Genomic DNA, 21108 nt, shown 5'->3' on the forward strand with positions numbered 1-21108 from the left:
GCATGGTGCAGGTCGACCGCGGCGAGCACCTCCGCTCGGGGGAGTGGCTCGAGCTGAACCGCACGTACTGGGAGGAGCGCACCGGCGAGGGTGCGCTCCACCCGGAGCTCGTCACCGCGGCGCTCCTCGACCCCGGGCCGAGGATCCTCCAGCTCGGCTCGGGCGACGGGCTCGACGCGCTCGAGCTCGCCGAGCGCGGCGCCCGCGTGGTGGGCGTCGACTTCTCGATGCCCGCGGTGCGCCGAGCACGCGCCGCCGCCGCGGACAGGGACCTCGCCGGCTCCGCCCGCTTCGTCTGCGCGAACCTCTACGAGCTGAGGCACATGCTGCCGGAGCCCGACTCGTTCGACGTCGTGCTCTGCAGCGCCGGCGTCGTCTCGTGGCTCCCCGACCTGGAGGAGTGGGCGCGGCTGGTGGAGTGGTTCGTCGCCCCCGGCGGCGCGGTGCTCGTCGCCCCGTCGTCGTCCGCTCTCGTCGACGCCGACGTCCGCACCTGGTCGCGCACCTCGTCCGAGCTCGCAGCCGCCCTGACGGCGGTCGGGCTGAGCGTGGACGGGAGCGCCGTGCTGCGCGCCGCCAAGCCCGCCTGAGACCGGAGCCCGCTCCCACCGCCGCGTCGATTTGCACCGGCGCCGGAACGCGTGTAATGTCTCTTCTTGTGCCGCGGGGTGGAGCAGTTCGGTAGCTCGCTGGGCTCATAACCCAGAGGTCGTAGGTTCAAATCCTGCCCCCGCAACAAGAAAGCGAAAGCCGGTCCTGAGAAGGGCCGGCTTTTGTCGTTAACGCGGGTCGCGGACGTGCTGCCCGCGGTTGACGGTGTTCGGGCCGAGACCTAGTCGCCCTCGATCACGCTCAGCACGTTGCCCGCCGGATCGCGGAACCAGCAGATCGTCGGCCCGTGGCCGCGCATCACTCCGTCCGCATCGGTCGGCAGCGACGGGTCGTCGTAGATCGCCGTGGTGACGCCTGCCGCGTGCAGCTCGGCGACCGCCACGTCGACGTCCTCCACCGAGAAGTTCAGGATCGTGAACGACGCCGGCTCGTGGTCCGGCTTCGGGTACGCGATCGCGCGGCCTCCGCCCGGCAGCCGGATGTCGAGGATCCCCATCGCGTTCAGCTCGACCTCGAGCCCGAGCACTCCGCCGTAGAAGGCCCGCGCCGCCTCCACGTCGTCCACGCTGAAGCCGTTGAAGGCCCTCTCGCTCCGGATCATCGCCGTCCTCCGTCCCGCGGCCGCACCGTCGCGCCCGCTCCGCTCCGGACGCTACTCCGGTCGCCCGTCCGCGTCACCGTCGGATCCGCCCGCGGCGCCGCCGACCGCGAGCCGGTCTCGCGCGACCCGCATCCGCGGACCGGCCTCCCGACGCTCCGCGCCGACGCGTGTGCCGGACCGGCCCGCACGTTAGGCTCTACCCCGATGCGAGGGGTGCTGCTGTGAGGGACGAACGCGGGGACGACGGCTCGAACGAGGGGCTCGGCGACCGCCCGACCCGGCGGAGCCCGCGGCAGGCGCCGCACGCGCTGCCCGCGGCACGCGTCGCCACTCCGGTCCTCACGCCCGTCCGCCCCGTGCGGCGCCGCCGGGGCCGTGTCTTCCGTGCGACCGTCAGCACGGTCGCCCTCGCCGCCATCGCGGGCCTCGTGGCGGTCTCCGCGCTCCCCGCCTACTCCTTCGACCCGGCACCCGATTCGCAGGCCGCCGTCGAGGCCGCCGCCCGCGTGCAGGCGCTCGGCAACCAGAAGCTCACCGTCGCGCCGACCGCGGTCCAGGAGCAGGTCATCCGCGACTCCTTCACCGCACCGACCCAGGCCCAGCTCGACGAGGCGGCCGCCCAGGCGCGCGCGCTCGCCGCCGCCGAGCAGGCCGCCCGCGACGCCGAGACCGCCCGCCTCGCCCAGGAGGCGCAGGCCGCGGCAGGCACGACCGGCGCGGACGGCGCCGCCGCGGGCAGCGGCGGCACCAGCACCTCGGTCACGCCCCGCGAGGAGGGCGACGACTACCCCTGGCGCGACCAGCTCACCGACGACCAGGGCGGCGGCCTCTCGCCGCTGCGGTACTACTACCGCGAGTGCGTCGACTTCGTCGCCTGGCGGATCAACCGCGACCAGGGCTCGACCAGCGCCCCCTTCAAGTGGACCTGGGGCAACATGACCCCGGGCGGTGGCAGCGCCTACGCGTGGGCCGGCCAGTGGGCGTCCCACGGCTGGGTGACCAGCAGCACGCCCGTGCCCGGCGCGGTCGCCTGGTTCACCGGCAACCACGTCGCCTACGTGCAGGCCGTCAACTCCGACGGCACGGTCTCGCTCGAGGAGTACAACTGGGGCAACGACCACGCGTACCACAAGCGCACCATCCCGGCCTCCCAGGTCGCCCTCTTCCTCTACCCGCCGAGCTGATGACCGGCGCCGTCGGCATGGCCGTGGCGCAGTTCGCCCCCTCGACGGACCGGGAGGCGAACATCGCGACGATCGAGCGCCTGGCCCGGATCGCCGCCGAGCGCGGCGCGAGCATGGTGGTGCTGCCGGAGTACAGCTCCGCCTTCACCGATCCGCTCGGGCCCGAGCTGGTCGCGGCGGGCGAGGCGCTCGACGGCCCGTTCGTCACGGCTCTCGCGGCGCTCGCGCGCGAGTTCCGGATCCACCTCGTGGCGGGCATGGTCGAGGCGGTGGACGGGCGCCGCATCGCGAACACGCTCGTCGCGCTAGACCCCGAGGGCACGCTCGTGGCCCGCTACCGCAAGCTCCACCTGTACGACGCCTTCGGCCAGACCGAGTCGGAGTGGGTCGCCGCGGGGGAGATCGCCGCACCCGAGACGTTCGAGGTCGGCGGCCTCGTCGTCGGGCTGCAGACCTGCTACGACCTGCGCTTCCCGGAGGTCAGCCGCTGGCTGGTCGACGCCGGGGTCGACGTCATCGCGGCACCGGCCGAGTGGGTGCGCGGCCCGCTCAAGGAGGCGCACTGGCGGACGCTGGTCACCGCCCGCGCGCTCGAGAACACGGTGTACCTCGTCGCAGCCGACCAGACCCCGCCGATCGGGGTCGGCACGAGCATGATCGTCGATCCGATGGGCGTCGAGACCGTCACCCTCGGCGAGGTCGAGGATGTCGCCGTCGCCTGGGTCTCGCGCGAGCGGATCGACGCGGCGCGCGCGAAGAACCCCGCTCTGGCGCTGCGGCGCTTCCGGGTGCTGCCGCTCTGACCGCCGCCCCCGGCCCGACGGCGCCGGGCATCCGACCGCATCCGCTGAGGCCGGCTCCTCAGCGCGCCATGCGGGCGAGGCCCGCGACCGCGGTCTCCAGCACCTCGAACCGCTTGCAGAAGGCGAAGCGGACGAGCGAGCGGTAGGGAGCGGCGTCCTCGGGGCGGCAGAACGCCGACACGGGCACCGCCACCACTCCCGCGAGATCCGGGAGCGCCCGGCAGAGCGCGACCCCGTCGTCGTAGCCGAGCGGTGCCGCGTCCGCGACGACGAAGTAGCCGCCCGAGGAGGGCGCGACGCCGAAGCCCGCAGCAGCCAGGCCCGCCGACAGCAGGTCCTTCTTGGCCGCAAGAGTCTGCGCCGCGCCGGTGAAGAAGGCGTCCGGGAGCCCGAGCCCGAGGGCGACGGCCCCCTGGAACGGCGAGCCGCTGACGTAGGTGAGGAACTGCTTCACGGCGAGGACGGCCGTGATCAGCTCGCGCGGGCCCGTGACCCAGCCGATCTTCCAGCCCGTGGTACTGAAGGTCTTGCCCGCCGAGGAGACGGAGAGCGTCCGCTCGAAGGCTCCGGGAAGGGAGGCCAGCGGGACGTGCGGAGTGTCGAAGCGCAGGTGCTCGTAGACCTCGTCCGTCAGGATCACGGCGTCGTGCCGCTCGGCGAGCCGCACGATCAGCTCGCGGGTCACGGCCGGGAGGACGGCACCGGTCGGGTTGTGCGGGTCGTTCACCAGGATGACGCGCGTGCGGTCGCTCACCGCGGCGGTCAGCTCGTCGTGGTCGACCGCGAAGGAGGGGCCGCGCAGGAGCACGGTGCGGTGCACCCCTCCTGCCAGGGCGATCAGGGCTCCGTAGGCGTCGTAGTGGGGCGTGAAGGTGACGACCTCGTCGCCCGGCTCGAGCAGGCCCAGCAGAGCCGCGGCCAGGGCCTCGGTGGCGCCCGTGGTGACGAGGACCTCGCCGTCGGGGTCGAGGGCGATCCCGGAGAAGCGCAGCCGGTGCGCGGCGATCGCCTCGCGCAGGACGGGGAAGCCGGGACCCGGCGGGTACTGGTTGACCCCCGACGCGATGGCGTCGCGCGCGGCGTCGAGGATCTCGCGCGGGCCGTCCTCGTCCGGGAAGCCCTGGCCGAGGTTCACCGCTCCGGTGCGCAGGGCGAGCGCGCTCATCTCGCTGAAGACGGTGGCGGCGACCTCGCCGCCGGGGCCGAGGAGGCCGGCGCCCGCCGCGGCGCGGGACCAGGATCCGGGAATGCTCACGTGCCCAGTGTGCCCGCTCGAGCAGTCCGGCCGGTTTCATTTCCCGCTCGCAGGCCCGTCATAAGAAACCCCCAGGTACGGTCGCCAAGCTATCCCCGCTTGGAAGGAGCAGCACCCATGACCGAGAGTCACGAGGGTCCTCGTCAGCCGGAGGAACCCACCACGCCGACGGAGTCCGGCGCCCGAGAGGCGACCGAGCGCACCCCCGGCGAGAGCTCCGGAGCGTCGTCCTCGACCACCGGGCCCACCGAGCCGATCCACCGGGGCGGAGCGCACCGCGAGAGCGAGAACCCGACCGTCCCCTACCCCTCCTCCTCGGCCCCCCAGCCGCCGTACACGCCGAACGCGACGGCCGGCAACGAGGCGCAGCCCGTCTCCCAGCCCGCCCGCTACGGGCAGTACGCGCCGCCCGCCGCGAACACGCTGCACGGCTCCGAGGAGCCGCCCTCCTCGAGCCCCTTCGGCCCGGGCGCCGAGTACACCCCCGCCCCCACCGCCACGAAGCGCCGAGCCGGAGTGGGCGTCGTCGCGGCGCTCGCCATCGGCGCGGTCGTGGGCGGAGTCGCGGGAGCCGGCGTGTTCGGCCTCTGGTCCGCCTCCAACGGCGGCGGGACCCGCGTGGTCTCCGCCGGCGGCTCGCAGACGATCACGGTCAACAACGCCGAGGACGCGACGACCGCCACCGCGGTCGCCGCCAAGGCCACTCCGAGCGTCGTCACCATCGCGGTGAGCGGCAGCTCGTCCGCCGGCACCGGCTCCGGCATCGTGCTCTCGAAGGACGGCTACGTCCTGACCAACACGCACGTGGTCACCCTCGACGGCGAGATCGCGAACGGCACCGTCTCGGTCACGACCAGCGACGGCCGGATCTTCGACGCGACCGTCGTCGGCACCGACCCGACCCTCGACCTCGCCGTCATCAAGCTGACCGGCGCGACCGACCTCAGCCCGATGACGTTCGCAGACTCCACCAAGATCAACGTCGGCGACACGGCGGTCGCCATCGGCGCCCCGCTCGGCCTCTCCGGCACCGTGACCGACGGCATCGTCAGCGCGCTCAACCGCAGCATCCAGGTCGCCTCCTCGGCGGCTCCGGACGACTCGGGCGACAGCTCGAGCGGCGGCACCGAGAGCCCGTTCAACTTCGACATCCCGGGCCAGCAGGCGCCGACCCAGGCGAAGAGCACCATCTCGCTGCCCGTCATCCAGACCGACGCGGCGATCAACCCGGGCAACTCCGGCGGCGCGCTGCTCGACAGCGACGGCGAGCTGATCGGCGTGAACGTCGCGATCGCGAGCGCCGGCCAGTCCTCCTCGAGCGGCCAGTCCGGCAACATCGGAGTCGGCTTCGCGATCCCCAGCGCGATCGCCGAGCGCATCGCGAAGGAGATCATCGCGAACGGCTCCGCCTCGCACGGCCTGCTCGGCGCGAGCGTCTCCGACTCGACCGCGGACGTCCTCGGCGCCCGCATCGAGGAGGTCTCCGGAGGCGGTGCCGCGCAGGCGGCCGGTCTCGCCAAGGGCGACATCATCACCGCGATCGACAGCACTCCGATCACGAGCGCGTCCGACCTCACCGCGCAGGTCCGCGCGCAGGCCGCGAACGCCGCGGTCGAGCTGACCTACGTCCGCAACGGCCAGAGCTACCAGGCGAAGGCGACGCTCGGCCAGATGGCCGCCGGCTGACCCTCCGCCACCGCGCACAGCCCCTCGAGGATCCGTCCCCGGGGGGCTGTGCTCCGCCGCCGCGCAGAGCCCCTCGAGGATCCGTCCCCGGGGGGCTTCTCCGCGTCCGGGCCCGGCCCGGGGCGCGGCGCTCCCCGCTGGTAGGGTGGTGGATCCCTGCGCCCGCGCTCCTCCCGCACGAACTGGACCCATGCAGCACGAGATCCCGGAAGACGACCTCTCCGACCTGCCCGGCGTCTCCTACGTCATGCCCGTCCTCAACGAGGTCGCCCACGTGCGCGCCGCGGTCGACTCGCTGCTGCACCAGGACTACACCGGCCCCTTCGACGTCGTCCTCGCCGTCGCCCCGAGCATCGACGGCACGGAGCAGCTCGTCGCCGAGCTGAGCGCGGCCGACCCGCGGATCCGCGTCGTGCCGAACGAGGTCGGCTCCACTCCTGCGGGCCTCAACGCCGCGATCCGCGCCTCGCGCCACCCGGTCGTCGTCCGGGTCGACGCGCACTCCGTCCTGCCGCCCGAGTACGCGCGCACGGCGGTCGAGGCGCTGCAGCGCTCCGGAGCGGCGAACGTCGGCGGAGTGATGGCGGCGGAGGGCCTCACCCCGTTCCAGCGCGCGGTCGCCCGGGCCTACGGCTCCCGCATCGGGCTGGGCGGCACGCCCCACCACGTGGGAGGCGAGGAGGGCCCGGCCGACACGGTGTACCTCGGCGTCTTCCGCCGCTCCGCCCTCGAGCGCGCCGGCCTGTTCGACGAGCGCTTCAAGCGCGGGCAGGACTGGGAGCTGAACCGGCGGCTGCGCGAGCGCGGCGAGGTCGTCTGGTTCACTCCGCGCCTCACCGTCACCTACCGGCCGCGGCCCTCGATGCGCGCGCTGCTCCGGCAGTTCCTCTCGACCGGGATGTGGCGGGGCGAGCTCACCCGGATGTTCCCGGCCTCGCGGTCGCTGCGCTACTTCGCTCCGCCCGTGCTCGTCGCGATGCTCGCGATCGGGCTGCTCGTCGGGCTGGCGGGAGTCGTCCAGGTGCTCGCCGGAGCCGCGCCCTGGCTCCTGCTCGGGTTCGCGGTGCCCGCCGCCTACCTCCTCCTGGTGGCGGCGGCCACTCTCGTGGTCGCGCGGCCGGACGGCGCGCGTGCGATGCTGTGGTTCGCCGTGGTCATCCCGGCGGTCCACGTGGCCTGGGGGACCGGCTTCGTGCTCGGCTTCGCCGGGCTGACCAGCAACATCTCCGCCCACCGCCACCAGCCGCGGTCCGACTCGCCGAGGGGCGCATGACCACGACGACGAGACCCCGCTCCATCGCCGAGCTGCGCGCCGTCGCGCAGCCCCCGGAGGTGCGCGGGCGCCGCAACGCCGAGCACTGGACGGCGTCGCTCTACCTGCGCCGCTTCTCGCCCTACCTGACCTGGCTGCTGCTGAAGACCTCGATCTCGGCGAACGGCGTCACCGGGCTGATGATCCTGGTCGGCTGGAGCGCGGCGGCAGCCCTCCTGATCCCGGGGATCGCCGGAGCGGCGCTGGCGCTGCTCCTCGGCCAGCTGCAGATGCTGGTGGACTGCTGCGACGGCGAGGTCGCGCGCTGGCGCCGCACGTCCTCGCCGGCGGGCGTGTTCCTCGACAAGGTCGGGCACTACACGACCGAGGCGCTGATCCCGATCGCGCTCGGGCTGCGGGCGGCGGGCGTCCCGTTCGAGGCGCCGGTGGACTTCCTCTGGACCACGATCGGCTTCGCCCTGGCCCTGGTGATCGTCCTCAACAAGGCGCTCAACGACATGGTGCACGTGGCGCGCGCGAACGCCGGTCTCACGAAGCTGGCCGACACGAAGGGTGAGGCTGTGCCGTCCTCGTCCGGGCTGGCGGGGCTTCGCCGCGCGGCCCGCTTCCTGCCCTTCCACCGCCTCTACCACTCCGTCGAGCTGACGATGCTGGCCTTCGCGACCGCCCTCGTGGGCCTCGTCGTCGGAGCGGGCACGGCCGACCGGGTCCTCGTCGGGGCGCTGCTGCCGCTCGCCCTCCTCGCCCTGGTCGGCCACTTCGTCGCGATCATGGCGTCCAAGCGTGTCCGCTCCTGAGTCGCGGGTCGGCGTCGTCGTCCTGACGCAGGGGACCCGGCCCGACGACCTCGCCGCGGGGCTGGCCGGCGTCCTCGCGCAGGAGGGCGTCGAGCTGGACGTCGTCTGCGTCGGCAACGGCTGGGAGCCCGACGGCCTGCCCGAGGGAGTGCGCGCCCTGGCGCTGCCCGAGAACCTCGGCATCCCCGCGGGCCGGAACGCCGGAGTCGACGCCGTCGCGGGGGAGTACCTCTTCTTCCTCGACGACGACGCCCGGATCCCGTCTCCCCGCTTCCTCGTCGACGCGATCGCGCTGCTCGCCTCGAACCGCCGCATCGGCCTGGTGCAGCCCCGCGTCGACAGCACGGACGGCACGCCGAGCCCGCGGCGCTGGATCCCGCGGATCCTCAAGGGCGACCCCCGCCGCTCCGGCCCCGTCTTCTCGGTCTGGGAGGGAGCGGTCGTGCTGCGGCGCGACGTGTTCGCCCGGACGGGCGGCTGGGCGGGTCCGTTCTTCTACGCCCACGAGGGCATCGAGCTGGCCTGGCGGGTCTGGGACACGGGTCGCACCGCCTGGTACGCGGGAGAGCTCGTCGCCCAGCACCCGGTCATCCAGCCGACCCGGCACGCCGACTACTACCGGCTGAACGCGCGCAACCGCGTCTGGCTCGCCCGCCGCAACCTCGCCGCACCTCTGGCGCTCGTCTACGTGGGGTCCTGGACCGCGATCCAGTGCCTCCGCTGGCGTCGCGACCCGGCCGCCCTGCGCGCCTGGTTCGCCGGCTGGCGGGAGGGATGGCGCTCGGATCCGGGCGGCCGGCGCGTCCTCTCGGCCCGCACGGTGCTCCGGATGGCGTTCGCCGGGCGTCCGCCGATCGTCTAGCATCGGGGAATCCGCCCCCGCCGGGGCCCCCGAAAGGACGACGGTGTTCGATTCGACCCAGCTCTCCCAGCCCGAGCGCGCCGAGGCGGAGGCGACCCCTGCCGGACCGGACCTCCTGACGGCGGTCCGCGAGCGCCTCGGCGCCGTCGACGACGAGTTCTCCGGCCGCCTCGACGAGCACCTCCCGCGCCTGGTCGATCTGCTCGCCACGGTGTACGCCGGCCGCGACGACCTCGAGGACCAGCTGGTCGCGATCGTCGAGCTCGCCGCCGCCTCCTGGGAGGAGCGGCCCGAGGAGCTCCGCGCGCTCGACCGCGCCCGCGAGCAGCACCCGACCTGGTTCCTCTCGAACAAGGCTCTGGGCGGGGTCTGCTACGTCGACCGCTACGCGGGCGACCTCGAGGGGCTGCGCGCCGAGATCCCGTACCTCCGCGAGATCGGCCTGAACTACCTGCACCTTATGCCGCTCTTCGATGCGCCCGAGGGCGAGTCGGACGGGGGCTACGCGGTCTCGAGCTACCGGCGCGTGCGGCCGGACCTCGGCGACATGGAGCAGCTCCGCGGGCTGGCCTCCGAGCTGCGTGAGCAGGGCATCGCACTCGTGGTCGACTTCGTCTTCAACCACACCTCGAACGAGCACGAGTGGGCGCAGCGCGCGCTCGCCGGCGAGCAGCGCTTCGAGGACTACTACTGGATCTACCCGGACCGGGAGCAGCCCGACGCCTTCGAGCGCACGACGCGCGAGATCTTCCCGGACGACCATCCCGGCTCCTTCGTTCAGCTGGAGGACGGGCGCTGGGTCTGGGCCACGTTCCACCGCTACCAGTGGGACCTCAACTACTCCAACCCCGAGGTGTTCCGGGCGATGGCGGGAGAGATGCTCTTCCTCGCCAATCAGGGCGTCGACGCCCTGAGGATGGACGCGGTCGCGTTCATCTGGAAGGAGCTCGGCACCACCTGCGAGTCGCAGCCGCAGGCGCACCTGCTGCTGCGCGCGTTCAACGAGGTCTGCCGTCTGGCCGCTCCGGCGCTGCTGTTCAAGTCCGAGGCGATCGTGCACCCCGACGAGGTGATCGAGTACATCGACGTCGAGGAGTGCCAGCTCTCGTACAACCCGCTGCAGATGGCGCTCACCTGGGAGGCGCTCGCCACCCGCGACGTCCGTCTCCTCTCGCAGGCCCTCGAGCGCCGGCACGCCCTCCCCGAGGGCACGGCCTGGGTCAACTACGTGCGCGGGCACGACGACATCGGCTGGACCTTCGCCGACGAGGACGCCGCCGAGCTCGGGATCGACGCGGCCGGCCACCGCCGGTTCCTCAACGACTTCTACACGGACCGGTTCGACGGCACGTTCGCCCGCGGAGTGCCGTTCCAGGAGAACCCGCGCACCGGCGACCGCCGCGTCTCGGGCACCACCGCGTCCCTCGCCGGAGTGGAGGCGGGTGACCCGTACGGGATCGACCGTGTGCTTCTCGCGCACTCGATCGCCCTGAGCACCGGCGGGCTGCCGCTGCTCTACCTCGGCGACGAGGTCGGCCAGCTCAACGACCACGGCTACCTCGACCACCCGACGACGGCCGGCGACTCGCGCTGGGTGAACCGGCCGCGCCGCCCCGCGGAGCGCTACGACGAGCGCGAGGTCCCGGGGACGGCCGCGAGCGAGGTCTTCGGCGGGCTGCTGCACCTCATCGCCGTGCGCAAGGCCGTGCCGATGTTCGCGGGCACCGAGCTGAGCGTCTTCGACCCGGTCAACGACCACGTGCTCGGCTACCAGCGCCCCGGCGACGGGGAGTCGGTGCTCGTGCTCGCGAACGTGTCGGACGAGGTCCAGGAGGTCGCGGCCGAGCGGTTCGGCGGGTTCGCCGCGGAGGCGGTCGACCTGGTCACCGAGATCGCGGTCGACCTGCGCGAGGGCTTCCGTCTCGCGCCGCTGCAGTTCGTCTGGCTGAGGGTGACCCCGGCCTGATCGGACCGCGCGAGGCCCCCGGCGCGGGGGCCGTCGCCGGTACCCTGGGGCGGATGACTCCCGCTCCCCGTGCCCTGCTCGCCCGCCTCCGCACCGACGCGCGACTCGCGCGCAAGGTGGGCGGCGAGCTGCTCGCGGCCCGCCGGGCCCGCCACGCGGTGGCCCGGCTGCCCGCGGAGCGCGGGCCGCTGCCCGAGGGCCGGTTCGAGATCGGCGTCTACTTCGCCGACGGCGACATCAACCTGTACCAGCTGCGGCAGTGGTACCGGCCGCTGGCCGAGCTGGCGGAGACGCACCCGGTCGTGCTGCTCAGCCGCAACGCCGGCGCCGCGGAGGTGCTGCTGCGCGAGAGCCCGGTCCCCGTCGCCTACGTCCGCTCCGTCGCCGACCTCGAGGGCACCATCGCGAGCCAGCCGCTGCGGATCGTGCTCTACGTCAACCAGAACGCCCGCAACTTCCAGATGATGCGCTACGGGCGCCGCTGGCACGTCTTCGTCAACCACGGCGAGAGCGACAAGATGTACATGACGACGAACCAGTTCAAGGCGTACGACTACAGCATGATCGCCGGGGACGCCGCCCTCGCCCGGCTGCGCCGTGTGCTCTGGGACTACGACTTCGACAAGCGCACCCTCGCCATCGGCCGTCCTCAGGCGGACCACTTCGCCGGCGCCGTGCCGTTCACGCCCGACGAGCGCCGCGTGGTGCTCTACGCGCCGACCTGGGAGGGCGACCGCCCCGCCGCGGGCTACGGCTCGATCCGGAGCCACGGCACGGCCCTCGTGCGCGGGCTCCTGGCCGACCCGCGGTTCCGGCTCGTCTACCGCCCGCATCCCCGCAGCGGCGCGGTCGACTCCGACTACGCCGCGGCCGACCGGGCGATCGTCGCGATGATCGCCGCCGCCAACGCGGCCGATCCGCGCGCCGGTCACGTGCACGACACCGGTGCCGAGCTCGGCTGGCAGCTCGCCGCCGCCGACCTCGCGATCCTCGACGTGTCGGCGATGGTCTACGACCGGCTGGCCACGGGGCGCCCGCTGCTGGTCACCCGGCCCGTCAGCGCCGAGGCCGAGGTCGACGAGAGCGGCTACCTCGGCGACGCGGAGTGGCTGCACGCCGAGGACGCCTCCGCGATCATCGCGCGGATCGACAGCGCCGAGCACGATCCGGAGTCGGTCGAGCGGCTGGAGCGCTGGGTGCACCGCTACTTCGGCGACACGTCGCCCGGAGCGGCCACGCGGCGCTTCCACGAGGCGATCGAGCACCTGCTCACCGAGTGGGAGCGGCACGCCGCTCTGCACCGGGGCGACGGCGCGGTCGACGACCACGATCCGGAGGGCTGAGCGGGCGGGAGCACCGCTCGAACGGCCGCGTCAAGGGTGGGCCGGTCGCCGGGCGGCCTCCCGGCGCCCCGCTACGCTCGTCCCATGATGACCCCGCGCGCCTTCGCCCGCTCCCGCCGGCGCCGGTCGGCACCCGTCCAGCCCGCGGTCGAGCCGGACATCGTGGTCTCCGCCGACTCGGAGAAGCCGGTCTTCACGATCCGCTCCTTCCGCATCGGCCTGTTCGGCGCGCTCGGCGTGCTGGTGGCGCTCGTCCTGGGCGGCCTCGTCGTGCAGCTGAGCACGGTGCTGACCTACATCTTCGTGGCGCTGTTCTTCGCGCTCGGCCTCGATCCGCTGGTCTCCTGGCTCGAGAGCAAGCGCCTGCCGAGGCCGCTCGCGATCACAGCGGTATTCGCCGCGGTGGTGCTGATCTTCGCCGGCCTGCTGGTCTACATCATCCCGATCCTGGTCGAGCAGCTGACGATTTTCGTCACGAGCGCCCCGCAGATCGTCACCGACATCGCCTCGCAGCAGTGGGTGCTCGACCTCGAGCAGCAGCTGCGCGGCGTGATCGACATCGACGAGCTGATCGAGAGCGTCCAGAGCTTCATCGGCAACCCCAACAACCTGCTCTCGCTCGGCGGCGGACTGATCGCGGTCGGGACCGGGATCGCCAGCGGCGTGACCGGCGCCGTCATCGTGCTGATCCTGACGCTGTACTTCCTCGCGTCGCTGCGCTCGATGAAGGCCGTCGCCTACCGCTTCGCCCCCGCCTCGCACCGCGCGAAGGCGCACGAGGTCGGCGACGAGATCACCGGCGCCGTGGGCCGCTACGTGGTCGGCCAGGTCTCTCTCGCCGGCGTGAACGGCGTGCTCACGTTCATCCTGCTGCTCTCGATCGGCGCCCCGGTGCCGGCGCTGCTGGCCTGCGTCGCGTTCCTCGGCTCCCTGATCCCGCTGGTCGGCACTCTCTCGGGTGCCGTGATCATCTCGCTCGCCTGCCTCCTGGCCTCGCCGCTGACCGCGCTGGTCGCCGCGATCTACTACCTCGTCTACATGCAGGTCGAGGCGTACCTCCTCAGCCCCCGCATCATGAACAAGGCCGTCTCGGTCCCCGGTGCGGTCGTCGTGATCGCGGCGGTCGCGGGCGGCACCATCGCGGGCGTGCTCGGCGCCCTGGTCGCGATCCCGGTCGCGGCCTCGGTGATCATCGTCGTGCAGAAGGTCGTCTTCCCCCGTCAGGACGCCAAGTAGCGGACCGCACCGCGACGGCCGGTCCGCTCAGCGCCAGGGCGGCACCGCGCCGTCGACCGCGGCGCTGAAGCGGCGGACCGACTCCGGGACCGCGACGCCCTCCTCCGCCGGCACCGGCGCGAGCGTGCGGGTGACCAGCGGCACGACGCCCGGTCAGACCCCGGCCTCCGGCTCGTCGCCGGCTCCGTGCGCGCGCACCTTCAGGCTCGCCTCGGCCAGGGGGAGGCGCAGCACCAGCGTGGCCGCGATCTCGCGGGCGGTGCTCGCTCGCACCTCCTCGTCGCGCCCCGGGAGGAGGCGTGCCACCAGCAGATCGAGGGCCCGCGCCTTCTCCTCGCCCTCCAGCGCCTCGGCCCGGCCGATCACCATCGCCGAGCGGTAGTTCATCGAGCTGTCGAAGGTGGAGCGGGCGACGACCAGTCCGTCGACCAGCGTGACCGAGGCGGTGAGGAGCGAGTGCCGCGCCGCCTCCCGCAGCAGTCCTCCGCCGCTCGACCCGTGCAGCAGGAGGGAGTCGCCGTCGCGGGCGAAGAGGATCGGCAGCACGATCGCGGCGCCGTCCCGCACGACGGCGACGTGGGCGACGAGCGCCTCGTCGAGCAGGGCGTGCAGCTCGGCGGGATCGGTGCGCTGGCGGTCGCGGAGACGGGAGACGCGGGTGCGGTCGGTGACGGGGAGGCTGTCCATGTCGGAATCGTCCCGCGCCGACTGGATCTGCCAGGATGCCACTGGGCCGCGATCGGAGTGGTCCAGAGCGGAGCGGTCGATGGCGTCGGGCGATCTGGAGATCCCGCTCCTCCTCGGGCCGTCGCCGCGCGGCTCGGTCCGCGCCGGGCTCGCCGAGGCGCTGCGCCAGGCGGTGCTGGACGGGCGCTACCGGGCGGGCGATCCGATCCCGTCGAGCCGCGTGCTCGCCGAGCGGCTCGGCGTCTCGCGGGGCTCCGTCGTCGCCGCGGTGGATCAGCTGGTGGGGGAGGGCTACCTCGTCGCCCACCCGCGCGCAGCGGTGACGGTCGCCTCCGACGGACTGCTGGCGCCGGCGCCGCAGGAGCCGCGGCCGGAGTCCCGGGAGACCGTCGTCCCGCCCGCCGCGGCGGACCTGAGGCCGGGCCGGCCGGACACCCGCGCCCTCGACACCCCGGAGTGGCGGGCCGCCTGGCGCCTGGCGCTCGCCTCGCCGCCCTCGGCGCCTCCTCGGGGTTCCGGGGACCCGGCCCTGCGGGAGCAGATCGCCGAGCAGCTGCGCCGGTCCCGCGGCGTCGACGTGCAGGCGTCGGACGTAGTGGTGACCAGCGGCACCGCGGGCGCCGTCGCGCTCCTGGCCCGCGCCGCCTCGGCCTCGCTCGGACGCGAGGTGCGCGTGGCCGTCGAGGACCCCGGCTACCCGGCCGTCCGGCGCCGCCTGCGCGCCGACGGGCACGAGGTCGTCGGCGTCCCTGTGCGCGGCGACGGCATCGACCTCGACGCTCTCGCGAGCTCCGGCGCGGACGTGGTCGTCGTCACTCCGTCGCACCAGTACCCGACCGGCGGCAGGCTCGCCCTCGCCGAGCGCCTGGAGCTGGTGCGCCGCGCGTCGGCCGGCCCCCTGCTCGTGGTGGAGGACGACTACGACAGCGAGTTCCGCTACGTCGGCGCCCCGCTGCCCGCGCTCGCCTCGCTCGACTCCGGCGGCGGAGTCGCCCATGTCGGGTCGTTCTCGAAGACCGTCTCGCCGTGGCTCCGCATCGCCTACCTGGCCGTTCCGCGGGCGTCCTGGCTGCGCGCGGCGCTGGCGGGCCTCGACGACGAGAAGGACGCCTCCGCCTCGGGTCCGACGCAGGCGGCGCTCGCGCAGTTCATGGCGAGCGGGGCGTTCCGGAGGCATCTCACGCGCTCGAGACGGCGCTACGCCCACCGCCGTGAGCTGGTCCACGCATTCGGGGAGTCGGTGCCGTGGGGGCGCGCGAGCGGACTCGACGGGGGTCTGCACGTCGTCCTCTCCCTGCCCGCGCCTCTGGACGCGCACGCCGTCGCGGCCGCGCTGCTCCGGGAGGGACTGCTCGTCGCCACTCTGCACGAGTACGCCCTGTCGGGACGGGCCGCGACCGAGGCGCTGGTCCTCGGCTACGGCCATGTCGGCGACCTCGAGCTCGCTGCGGCGCTGGACCTCGTCGACCGGACCGTCCGCGCGCTCGCCGCCGGGGCCGTCCGTGGTATCCCTGGAGGATGACCCGCGACTCCGCCCTGCACATCACCGACGATCCCGACGCCGACGCGCTGCTCAGCCGCGACCCGCTGGCGCTGCTGATCGGGATGCTCCTCGACCAGCAGGTCGCGATGGAGACGGCCTTCTCCGGGCCCCGCAAGATCGAGGAGCGCCTCGAGGCGGAGGGCGCCTCGTTCGACGCCGCGTCGATCGCGGGCTTCGACGAGGACGCGTTCTCGGAGCTCTGCCGGACTCCGCCCGCGATCCACCGCTACCCGGCGAGCATGGCGGGGCGCGTGCAGGTCCTCTGCCGCGCTCTGGTCGACGACTGGGACGGCGACGCCGCGGCGGTCTGGACGCGCGACGAGCCCGACGGCCGCACGGTCCTCGCGCGTCTGAAGGCGCTGCCCGGCTTCGGCGAGCAGAAGGCGCGGATCTTCCTCGCCCTGCTCGGCAAGCAGCGCGGATTCTCGGGGGAGGGCTGGCGCTCGGCCGCGGGCGCCTACGGAGAGGAGGGCGCCTTCCGCTCGGTCGCCGACATCGTCTCTCCGGAGTCGCTGACGAAGGTCCGCGCCACCAAGCAGGCCGCGAAGGCCGCCGCCAAGGCGGAGAAGTAGGGCCGGGGGCGGCGGCCGGATGGATCGAGCGCTCGACGACGGTCCCGGTCGCCGTCTCCGCAGTCGCAGGCCGAGCAGCCCGACCCGATGATCCCCGCCGCCACCGCCCGGCTGCGCTTCCGCGAGATGACCGCCGAGGACCTCCCCGACATGGCGGACCTGCTCGGCGACCCGGTCGTGATGCGGTACTACCCCGCGCCGAAGGACCGCGAGCAGGCAGCCGCCTGGATCGAGTGGAACCGGCGCAACTACCGCGAGCACGGCTTCGGGCTGTGGATCGTCGAGACCCTCGACGGCGAGTTCGTCGGCGACTGCGGGTTGACCTGGCAGCGCGTCGACGGCGGGATCGAGCTCGAGGTCGGCTACCACGTGCGGGCCGGTCTGCACGGCCGCGGCTACGCAACCGAGGCGGCTGCGGCCTGCCGCGACTTCGCGCTCGCCCACCGCCTCGCGGGACGACTCGTGGCGCTCGTGCACCCGGACAACGCCGCCTCGAGGCGCGTCGCCGAGAAGACCGGCTTCCGCGTGATCGCCGAGGACCGCGACGGCGGCGGACTCGTCCGCACCGTGCTCGGGATGCCGCTCGTCGGGCCCGGGCGCCGGCCTCGGGAACGCTGACCGAACGCCTCCGACGGCTCCGGACCATCGCGCGCGGAGCAGGCCCTGAGCTGGAGCAGATCCTGAGCTAGATCCGGTCCTCCAGCGCCGCGATCAGCGCCGCGCGGTCCTCACGGAGGATCGAGGCCCCGCCCCCCGGCACGGTCCGCACCTCGACGCCGCGGCCGGCGAGGACGCCGCCCAGCGAGCCGTGGCCCAGCGGGTCCTCCGGCATCACGGCGAGCGTCGGCACGGGGAACGTCTCGGGGGCCTCGGCCGCACCCCGTGCCGTCAGCCCGCCGGCGGAGTCCTGCTCCCAGAGCGCGTGGGCCGACACGTCGAGCTCGATCTGCTCGTCCGTCCAGATCGGGTGGCGGTGGCGGAGGGAGTCGGCGTCGCCCTTCTCGACGTGCGCGACCGAGCCGCCGCGGTGGAGCGCGCTCGTCAGTCCCCGGGCGTCCGAGAACGCGGGGTCGAGCAGGACGAGCCGGTCGGCGCCGTACTCGGGGGCGAGCCGGGCGGCGACGACGGCGCCGAGGCCGTGGCCGATGACGAGGTCGGGGGTCTGCAGCACCGAGGCGCGGACGTCCGACGCCCAGCGCTCCGGCGAGTACACGGGCGATGCCGGCGAGCCGCCGTGACCGGCGAGATCGGGGGCCACCACGCGGTAGCCGTGCTCGTGCAGCGTCGGGACCAGGGCGTACCAGATCCGGGAGTCGGAGCCGAGGCCGTGGAGGAGGAGCGCCGTCCGCTCGCCCGTTCCGCCGTAGTCGCGGACGAACAGCGCCAGCGGCTCGGCCGGCGCGGCGGCCAGCGCCTTCCGCTCGGCGCGGGTCGGCTCGAGCACGAGGGTGTTGCCGAACGCCTGCGGTGCCGGCCCGAACGCATCGCGCGCGCTGTGGATCACCTTGCGGCCGAGCATCGCGTTGCCGACGCCGCCCAGTGCCGCTCCGATCCCGAACGGCATCGCCCGGCCGACCAGGCCCGCGCCCTGTTGGGCGAGGAAGTGCTTGGCGAAGGACTTCTTCGCGCGGTCCGCCAGCTCGCCCACGAGGAAGGACGGCAGGCCCTTCGTGACCACCGAGCCCCAGTACTGGTTGAGGCCGCTGCCCCCGCCGACGGCCTGCCCGGCCACCTGGCGCACCATCTCGCTGCCGGAGGAGCCCATCATCAGCGTGAGCACGAGGGCCCGCGCGCGGTCCGGGTCCTCGAGCGGGATCCCGTGCACCTCCGTCACCGACTGCGCGAAGAGCGCGCTCGCCTCCAGGAACCCTGCGGCTCCCGCGCCGGAGAGAGCCACCGAGGCGGCCGTGCCGATGCCGGGGACGACGGCGGTCGCCCCGATCGCCGCGCCTCCCGCGGCCACGCTCGAGAGGTACTGCCGCTCGAGCGACGTGATGATCTGCTCCGGAGTCGCCCCGGGACGCCGGCGCCGCAGCAGGCGGATGTTCGCCAGCACGGCCGGGCGCTGCACCGCGAGGAGCCGGTCGAGCAGCTTCGCCAGCTGAGCGTTCTCGGAGCCGTCGGCCTGCTCCACCTCGCCGGCCCTCTCCACGGCGCGCTCGCGCTTGCGGTCCTTCTGGGCCATGTCGTGCACTCCTGCGTCCTCGGGCGCCGCGTGCGGGAGGGGTCAGTCGTCGGAGACGGTGCCCTGGACGGGCGGGCCCTCGGCCGGCGCCGTGCTGCTCCGCGGTGTCGGCGCGTAGTCCTCAGCGTAACGCGCGAGCACCTCCTCGATCGGCGCGTCCAGCACCAGGCGGCCCTTGTCCAGGTAGAGGCCGCGCGTGCAGAAGCGGCGGAGGTCGCGCTCGTTGTGCGAGACGAAGAAGAGGGTGCGGCCGGAGGCGAGCAGCTCCTCGATCCGCGCGTAGCACTTCTCGCGGAACGCCCTGTCGCCGACCGCGAGCACCTCGTCCACCAGGATGATCGGCTCCTCGAGCCGCGACACGACGGAGAAGGCGATGCGCACCTTCATCCCGCTCGAGAGGTGCTTGTAGGGGGTGTCGAGGAAGTCGCCGATCTCGGCGAACTCGATGATCGAGTCGAAGCGCGCGTCGACCTCGCGCTTGGACATCCCGTGGAGACCCGCGGTCAGGTAGACGTTCTCGCGGACGCTCAGGTCGGCCACGAAGCCGCCGGTGATCTCGATGAGCGGAGCGACGCCCCCGCGCACCTCCACCGCGCCCTCGTCCGGCAGCACGACGCCGGCGACGAGCTTGAGCAGCGTCGACTTGCCCTGACCGTTCCGGCCGACGACACCGATCGCCTCGCCCGCCCGCACCTGCACGTCGAGCCCGCGCAGCGCCCAGAACTCGCCGGGCCGCGAGCGGCGGGAGCGGCCGGCGAAGAGGTCCTTGAAGGAGCGGCGGCCCCGCCGGTTGCGGCGGAAGCGGATCCCGAGGCCGCGGCACTCGATGACCACCGGGGCGTCGGCCATCACAGCTCCTTCAGCACCGCGCGCTCGGAGCGGCGGAAGACGACGAGGCCCAGCGCCAGCACGAGCACCGAGATGCCCGCGGAGGCGAGGATGAGCGGGACGTCGAGCTCGCTCTCGAAGAACGCGGAGCGGTAGAGGGCGAAGATCCCGCTGAGCGGGTTGAGCGCCGCGAGCGGCCGGATCTGCTCCGGCAGGTTGGCCGTGGAGTAGATGATCGGCGACGCGTAGAAGAGGAACCGGAGCACGAGCTTCACGGCCCGCTCCAGATCGCGGAAGAACACCACGAGCGGGGCCACCAGCAGACCCACGCCGAGCGTGAGCACCGCCTGCAGCAGGATCGCCACGGGGAACAGCAGCGCCGCCCAGGTCAGGTGCGCGCCGGCGATCACGGCGAAGAGCACCAGCACCGGCAGGCTCGCCACGAACTCGATGCCCTTCGAGAGCACGATCCGCCCGACCCAGATGGTCCGCGGGATCGACGTCGACCGCACCAGCTTCGCCTCGCGGAGGAACGCGCGGGTCGCGTCGGAGGTCGCCTGGTTGAACCACATCCACGGCAGCAGGCCTGCGAGCAGGAAGACGATGTACGGGTCCTCGCCGACGGTCCGCTGGAAGACGACGGTGAAGACGAAGAAGTAGATGCCCGACATCACGAGCGGGTCGAGAACCGACCAGACGTAGCCGAGCGCGCTCGTGGCGTACCGGACGGTGAGGTCGCGCCTGGTGAGCAGCCAGAGGGAGTGGCGGTAGCGCCAGGCCCGGGAGCGCCGGTGGCGCAGGGCCGTCTCGGTCGCGAGGGTGTCGGCCGTGCTCACTGCGCGACTCCTCCCGTCGGCTCCGCTCGAGCCGGGGGAGGAGCCGGGAGCGTCAGACGAAGAGGTTCGCGCGCTCGAGGTCCTCGGCGAAGTCCACCTCGACGGCGTAGAGGTCGGAGATGTCCATCGGCTCGACGAGCAGGCGGTCCTGCTCGATCGCCAACTCTATGCCACGCTCGAAGTAGTCCTGGGCGTCGACCCGGGCGAGCTGGCGCACCAGCGCGGCCTTGTCGGAGGCGGACACGTAGTTGATCCCGACCGCCTCGCCGAGGCCGCCGCGCACCGTCTTGGAGAGCTCCTGGATGAAGCCCTCGGCGCTCGTCGTGTACTTGACCTCCTCGTCCGACACCTTCGAGGTGTTGACGGTGACGAAGGAGACGTCCTTCGCGATCAGCGCGGCCGCCCGGTCGAGGATGCGCGGGTCGAAGACGACGTCGCCGTTCATCCACAGCACGCCGCCCTGCCCGCTCGCCTGCAGCGCGCGGAGGAGGCTCTTGGAGGTGTTGGTCTGGTCGTACTGCTCGTTGTAGACGAACGTCGCCGAGGGGAAGGCCTCGATGATGTGCTCGAGCTTGTAGCCGACGACGATGCTCACCGGGACCTTCGTGCCGAAGGCGTGGTGGATGTTGTCGAACTGCTGCTGCATGATCGTGCGCCCGTCGCTGAGCGGCGTGAGCGGCTTGGGGAGGGAGCGGCCGAGCCGGCTGCCCATCCCTGCGGCGAGGATGACGACGGTGGCGGGGCTGCTGCTCGTCGAACCTGTGTGCATCATCGTGTGTTCTCCTCGAATTAACCGCTGCGTCTCGATCTGATCGACTCCTCGGGTAGAGACCTAGTGT

The 21108-nt window shown here is 73.3% G+C and carries 20 protein-coding genes and 1 tRNA gene; 14 read left to right on the top strand and 7 right to left on the bottom strand.

All coding sequences use genetic code 11. The features are described 5' to 3' along the window. Window positions 1–2: 2 nt before the first annotated feature. Window positions 3–590 (top strand): bifunctional 2-polyprenyl-6-hydroxyphenol methylase/3-demethylubiquinol 3-O-methyltransferase UbiG, encoded by a 588-nt coding sequence (locus C5C49_RS07415; RefSeq protein ID WP_104339652.1) that lies wholly within the window; start codon window positions 3–5, stop codon window positions 588–590. 72 nt (window positions 591–662) lie between these two features. Continuing rightward, window positions 663–736, top strand: a tRNA-Met gene (locus C5C49_RS07420). Between the two features lie 96 nt (window positions 737–832). Here the strand turns inward: C5C49_RS07420 and C5C49_RS07425 are convergent. Continuing rightward, window positions 833–1213, bottom strand: a complete 381-nt coding sequence (locus C5C49_RS07425) for a VOC family protein (protein ID WP_104345814.1) — start codon at window positions 1211–1213, stop codon at window positions 833–835. A 221-nt stretch (window positions 1214–1434) separates the two neighbouring features. On the opposite strand from C5C49_RS07425, the gene C5C49_RS07430 reads away from it, so the two are divergent. Then, a complete protein-coding gene (locus C5C49_RS07430) occupies window positions 1435–2397 on the top strand; it encodes a CHAP domain-containing protein (protein ID WP_104262670.1) in 963 nt (320 codons plus the stop codon). After that, window positions 2397–3200 (top strand): carbon-nitrogen hydrolase family protein, encoded by an 804-nt coding sequence (locus tag C5C49_RS07435; RefSeq protein ID WP_104345816.1) that lies wholly within the window; start codon window positions 2397–2399, stop codon window positions 3198–3200. Before C5C49_RS07430 ends, C5C49_RS07435 begins: the two co-directional genes overlap by 1 nt. A gap of 58 nt (window positions 3201–3258) precedes the next feature. On the opposite strand, the gene C5C49_RS07440 is transcribed toward C5C49_RS07435, so the two are convergent. Continuing rightward, the gene (locus tag C5C49_RS07440; RefSeq protein ID WP_104345817.1) at window positions 3259–4455 is read right to left on the bottom strand and encodes an aminotransferase class I/II-fold pyridoxal phosphate-dependent enzyme; all 1197 of its coding nucleotides are present in this window, start codon (window positions 4453–4455) and stop codon (window positions 3259–3261) included. A 117-nt stretch (window positions 4456–4572) separates the two neighbouring features. Here C5C49_RS07440 and C5C49_RS07445 point away from each other — a divergent pair, with 117 nt between their 5' ends. The 7 genes from C5C49_RS07445 to C5C49_RS07475 all read left to right on the top strand — a co-directional run bounded on the left by C5C49_RS07445 (window position 4573) and on the right by C5C49_RS07475 (window position 13618). After that, a complete protein-coding gene (locus tag C5C49_RS07445) occupies window positions 4573–6141 on the top strand; it encodes a S1C family serine protease (protein WP_104250126.1) in 1569 nt (522 codons plus the stop codon). Between the two features lie 190 nt (window positions 6142–6331). Then, on the top strand, window positions 6332–7414 hold the full coding sequence (locus C5C49_RS07450; RefSeq protein WP_181067779.1) for a glycosyltransferase family 2 protein: 1083 nt from the start codon (window positions 6332–6334) through the stop codon (window positions 7412–7414). Beyond that, complete coding sequence (locus tag C5C49_RS07455; protein WP_104345818.1) at window positions 7411–8211, top strand: CDP-alcohol phosphatidyltransferase family protein; 801 nt, start codon at window positions 7411–7413, stop codon at window positions 8209–8211. The genes C5C49_RS07450 and C5C49_RS07455 overlap by 4 nt, the downstream gene beginning before the upstream one ends. Further along, window positions 8198–9073, top strand: a complete 876-nt coding sequence (locus C5C49_RS07460; RefSeq protein WP_104345819.1) for a glycosyltransferase family 2 protein — start codon at window positions 8198–8200, stop codon at window positions 9071–9073. The genes C5C49_RS07455 and C5C49_RS07460 overlap by 14 nt, the downstream gene beginning before the upstream one ends. Window positions 9074–9116: 43 nt before the next feature. Continuing rightward, window positions 9117–11039: an amylosucrase gene (locus tag C5C49_RS07465; protein ID WP_374953847.1), complete on the top strand. Its 1923-nt coding sequence runs from the start codon at window positions 9117–9119 to the stop codon at window positions 11037–11039. Window positions 11040–11092: 53 nt separating this feature from the next. Next, window positions 11093–12382 (top strand): hypothetical protein, encoded by a 1290-nt coding sequence (locus tag C5C49_RS07470; RefSeq protein WP_258068412.1) that lies wholly within the window; start codon window positions 11093–11095, stop codon window positions 12380–12382. Between the two features lie 84 nt (window positions 12383–12466). Next, complete coding sequence (locus C5C49_RS07475) at window positions 12467–13618, top strand: AI-2E family transporter (protein WP_258068413.1); 1152 nt, start codon at window positions 12467–12469, stop codon at window positions 13616–13618. A gap of 153 nt (window positions 13619–13771) precedes the next feature. Here the strand turns inward: C5C49_RS07475 and C5C49_RS07480 are convergent, their stop codons facing one another. Then, window positions 13772–14305: a pyridoxamine 5'-phosphate oxidase family protein gene (locus C5C49_RS07480; protein WP_104345820.1), complete on the bottom strand. Its 534-nt coding sequence runs from the start codon at window positions 14303–14305 to the stop codon at window positions 13772–13774. Between the two features lie 79 nt (window positions 14306–14384). Between C5C49_RS07480 and C5C49_RS07485 the strand changes: the two genes are divergently transcribed. The 3 genes from C5C49_RS07485 to C5C49_RS07495 all read left to right on the top strand — a co-directional run bounded on the left by C5C49_RS07485 (window position 14385) and on the right by C5C49_RS07495 (window position 17038). Then, window positions 14385–15827, top strand: coding sequence for a PLP-dependent aminotransferase family protein (locus C5C49_RS07485; protein ID WP_181067780.1), 1443 nt, complete (start codon window positions 14385–14387; stop codon window positions 15825–15827). Continuing rightward, window positions 15824–16420, top strand: a complete 597-nt coding sequence (locus tag C5C49_RS07490; RefSeq protein ID WP_104223574.1) for an HhH-GPD-type base excision DNA repair protein — start codon at window positions 15824–15826, stop codon at window positions 16418–16420. The genes C5C49_RS07485 and C5C49_RS07490 overlap by 4 nt, the downstream gene beginning before the upstream one ends. Before the next feature lie 87 nt (window positions 16421–16507). Continuing rightward, window positions 16508–17038: a GNAT family N-acetyltransferase gene (locus C5C49_RS07495; protein WP_104325812.1), complete on the top strand. Its 531-nt coding sequence runs from the start codon at window positions 16508–16510 to the stop codon at window positions 17036–17038. Between the two features lie 67 nt (window positions 17039–17105). Here the strand turns inward: C5C49_RS07495 and C5C49_RS07500 are convergent, their stop codons facing one another. The 4 genes from C5C49_RS07500 to C5C49_RS07515 are packed head-to-tail and all read right to left on the bottom strand — an operon-like array spanning window position 17106 to window position 21038. Beyond that, window positions 17106–18605, bottom strand: coding sequence for an alpha/beta hydrolase (locus C5C49_RS07500; protein ID WP_104317461.1), 1500 nt, complete (start codon window positions 18603–18605; stop codon window positions 17106–17108). A gap of 42 nt (window positions 18606–18647) precedes the next feature. Beyond that, window positions 18648–19454: an ABC transporter ATP-binding protein gene (locus C5C49_RS07505; protein ID WP_104223571.1), complete on the bottom strand. Its 807-nt coding sequence runs from the start codon at window positions 19452–19454 to the stop codon at window positions 18648–18650. Next, window positions 19454–20269, bottom strand: coding sequence for an ABC transporter permease (locus tag C5C49_RS07510; protein ID WP_374953048.1), 816 nt, complete (start codon window positions 20267–20269; stop codon window positions 19454–19456). The genes C5C49_RS07505 and C5C49_RS07510 overlap by 1 nt, the downstream gene beginning before the upstream one ends. Window positions 20270–20321: 52 nt before the next feature. Continuing rightward, the gene (locus C5C49_RS07515) at window positions 20322–21038 is read right to left on the bottom strand and encodes an NTP transferase domain-containing protein (protein WP_104226983.1); all 717 of its coding nucleotides are present in this window, start codon (window positions 21036–21038) and stop codon (window positions 20322–20324) included. Window positions 21039–21108 lie beyond the last annotated feature (70 nt).

Source organism: Rathayibacter sp. AY1E2 (assembly GCF_002932325.1).
GTDB lineage: Bacteria > Actinomycetota > Actinomycetes > Actinomycetales > Microbacteriaceae > Rathayibacter.

What these genes read in the sequence shown, in the direction of transcription:
- C5C49_RS07415 (WP_104339652.1), top strand. Translation starts at nt 3, where the DNA reads ATGGTGCAGGTCGACCGCGGCGAGCACCTCCGCTCGGGGGAGTGGCTC.
- C5C49_RS07425 (WP_104345814.1), bottom strand. Translation starts at nt 1,213, where the DNA reads ATGATCCGGAGCGAGAGGGCCTTCAACGGCTTCAGCGTGGACGACGTG.
- C5C49_RS07435 (WP_104345816.1), top strand. Translation starts at nt 2,397, where the DNA reads ATGACCGGCGCCGTCGGCATGGCCGTGGCGCAGTTCGCCCCCTCGACG.
- C5C49_RS07445 (WP_104250126.1), top strand. Translation starts at nt 4,573, where the DNA reads ATGACCGAGAGTCACGAGGGTCCTCGTCAGCCGGAGGAACCCACCACG.
- C5C49_RS07450 (WP_181067779.1), top strand. Translation starts at nt 6,332, where the DNA reads ATGCAGCACGAGATCCCGGAAGACGACCTCTCCGACCTGCCCGGCGTC.
- C5C49_RS07455 (WP_104345818.1), top strand. Translation starts at nt 7,411, where the DNA reads ATGACCACGACGACGAGACCCCGCTCCATCGCCGAGCTGCGCGCCGTC.
- C5C49_RS07470 (WP_258068412.1), top strand. Translation starts at nt 11,093, where the DNA reads ATGACTCCCGCTCCCCGTGCCCTGCTCGCCCGCCTCCGCACCGACGCG.
- C5C49_RS07475 (WP_258068413.1), top strand. Translation starts at nt 12,467, where the DNA reads ATGATGACCCCGCGCGCCTTCGCCCGCTCCCGCCGGCGCCGGTCGGCA.
- C5C49_RS07480 (WP_104345820.1), bottom strand. Translation starts at nt 14,305, where the DNA reads ATGGACAGCCTCCCCGTCACCGACCGCACCCGCGTCTCCCGTCTCCGC.
- C5C49_RS07485 (WP_181067780.1), top strand. Translation starts at nt 14,385, where the DNA reads ATGGCGTCGGGCGATCTGGAGATCCCGCTCCTCCTCGGGCCGTCGCCG.
- C5C49_RS07490 (WP_104223574.1), top strand. Translation starts at nt 15,824, where the DNA reads ATGACCCGCGACTCCGCCCTGCACATCACCGACGATCCCGACGCCGAC.
- C5C49_RS07495 (WP_104325812.1), top strand. Translation starts at nt 16,508, where the DNA reads ATGATCCCCGCCGCCACCGCCCGGCTGCGCTTCCGCGAGATGACCGCC.
- C5C49_RS07500 (WP_104317461.1), bottom strand. Translation starts at nt 18,605, where the DNA reads ATGGCCCAGAAGGACCGCAAGCGCGAGCGCGCCGTGGAGAGGGCCGGC.
- C5C49_RS07505 (WP_104223571.1), bottom strand. Translation starts at nt 19,454, where the DNA reads ATGGCCGACGCCCCGGTGGTCATCGAGTGCCGCGGCCTCGGGATCCGC.
- C5C49_RS07515 (WP_104226983.1), bottom strand. Translation starts at nt 21,038, where the DNA reads ATGCACACAGGTTCGACGAGCAGCAGCCCCGCCACCGTCGTCATCCTC.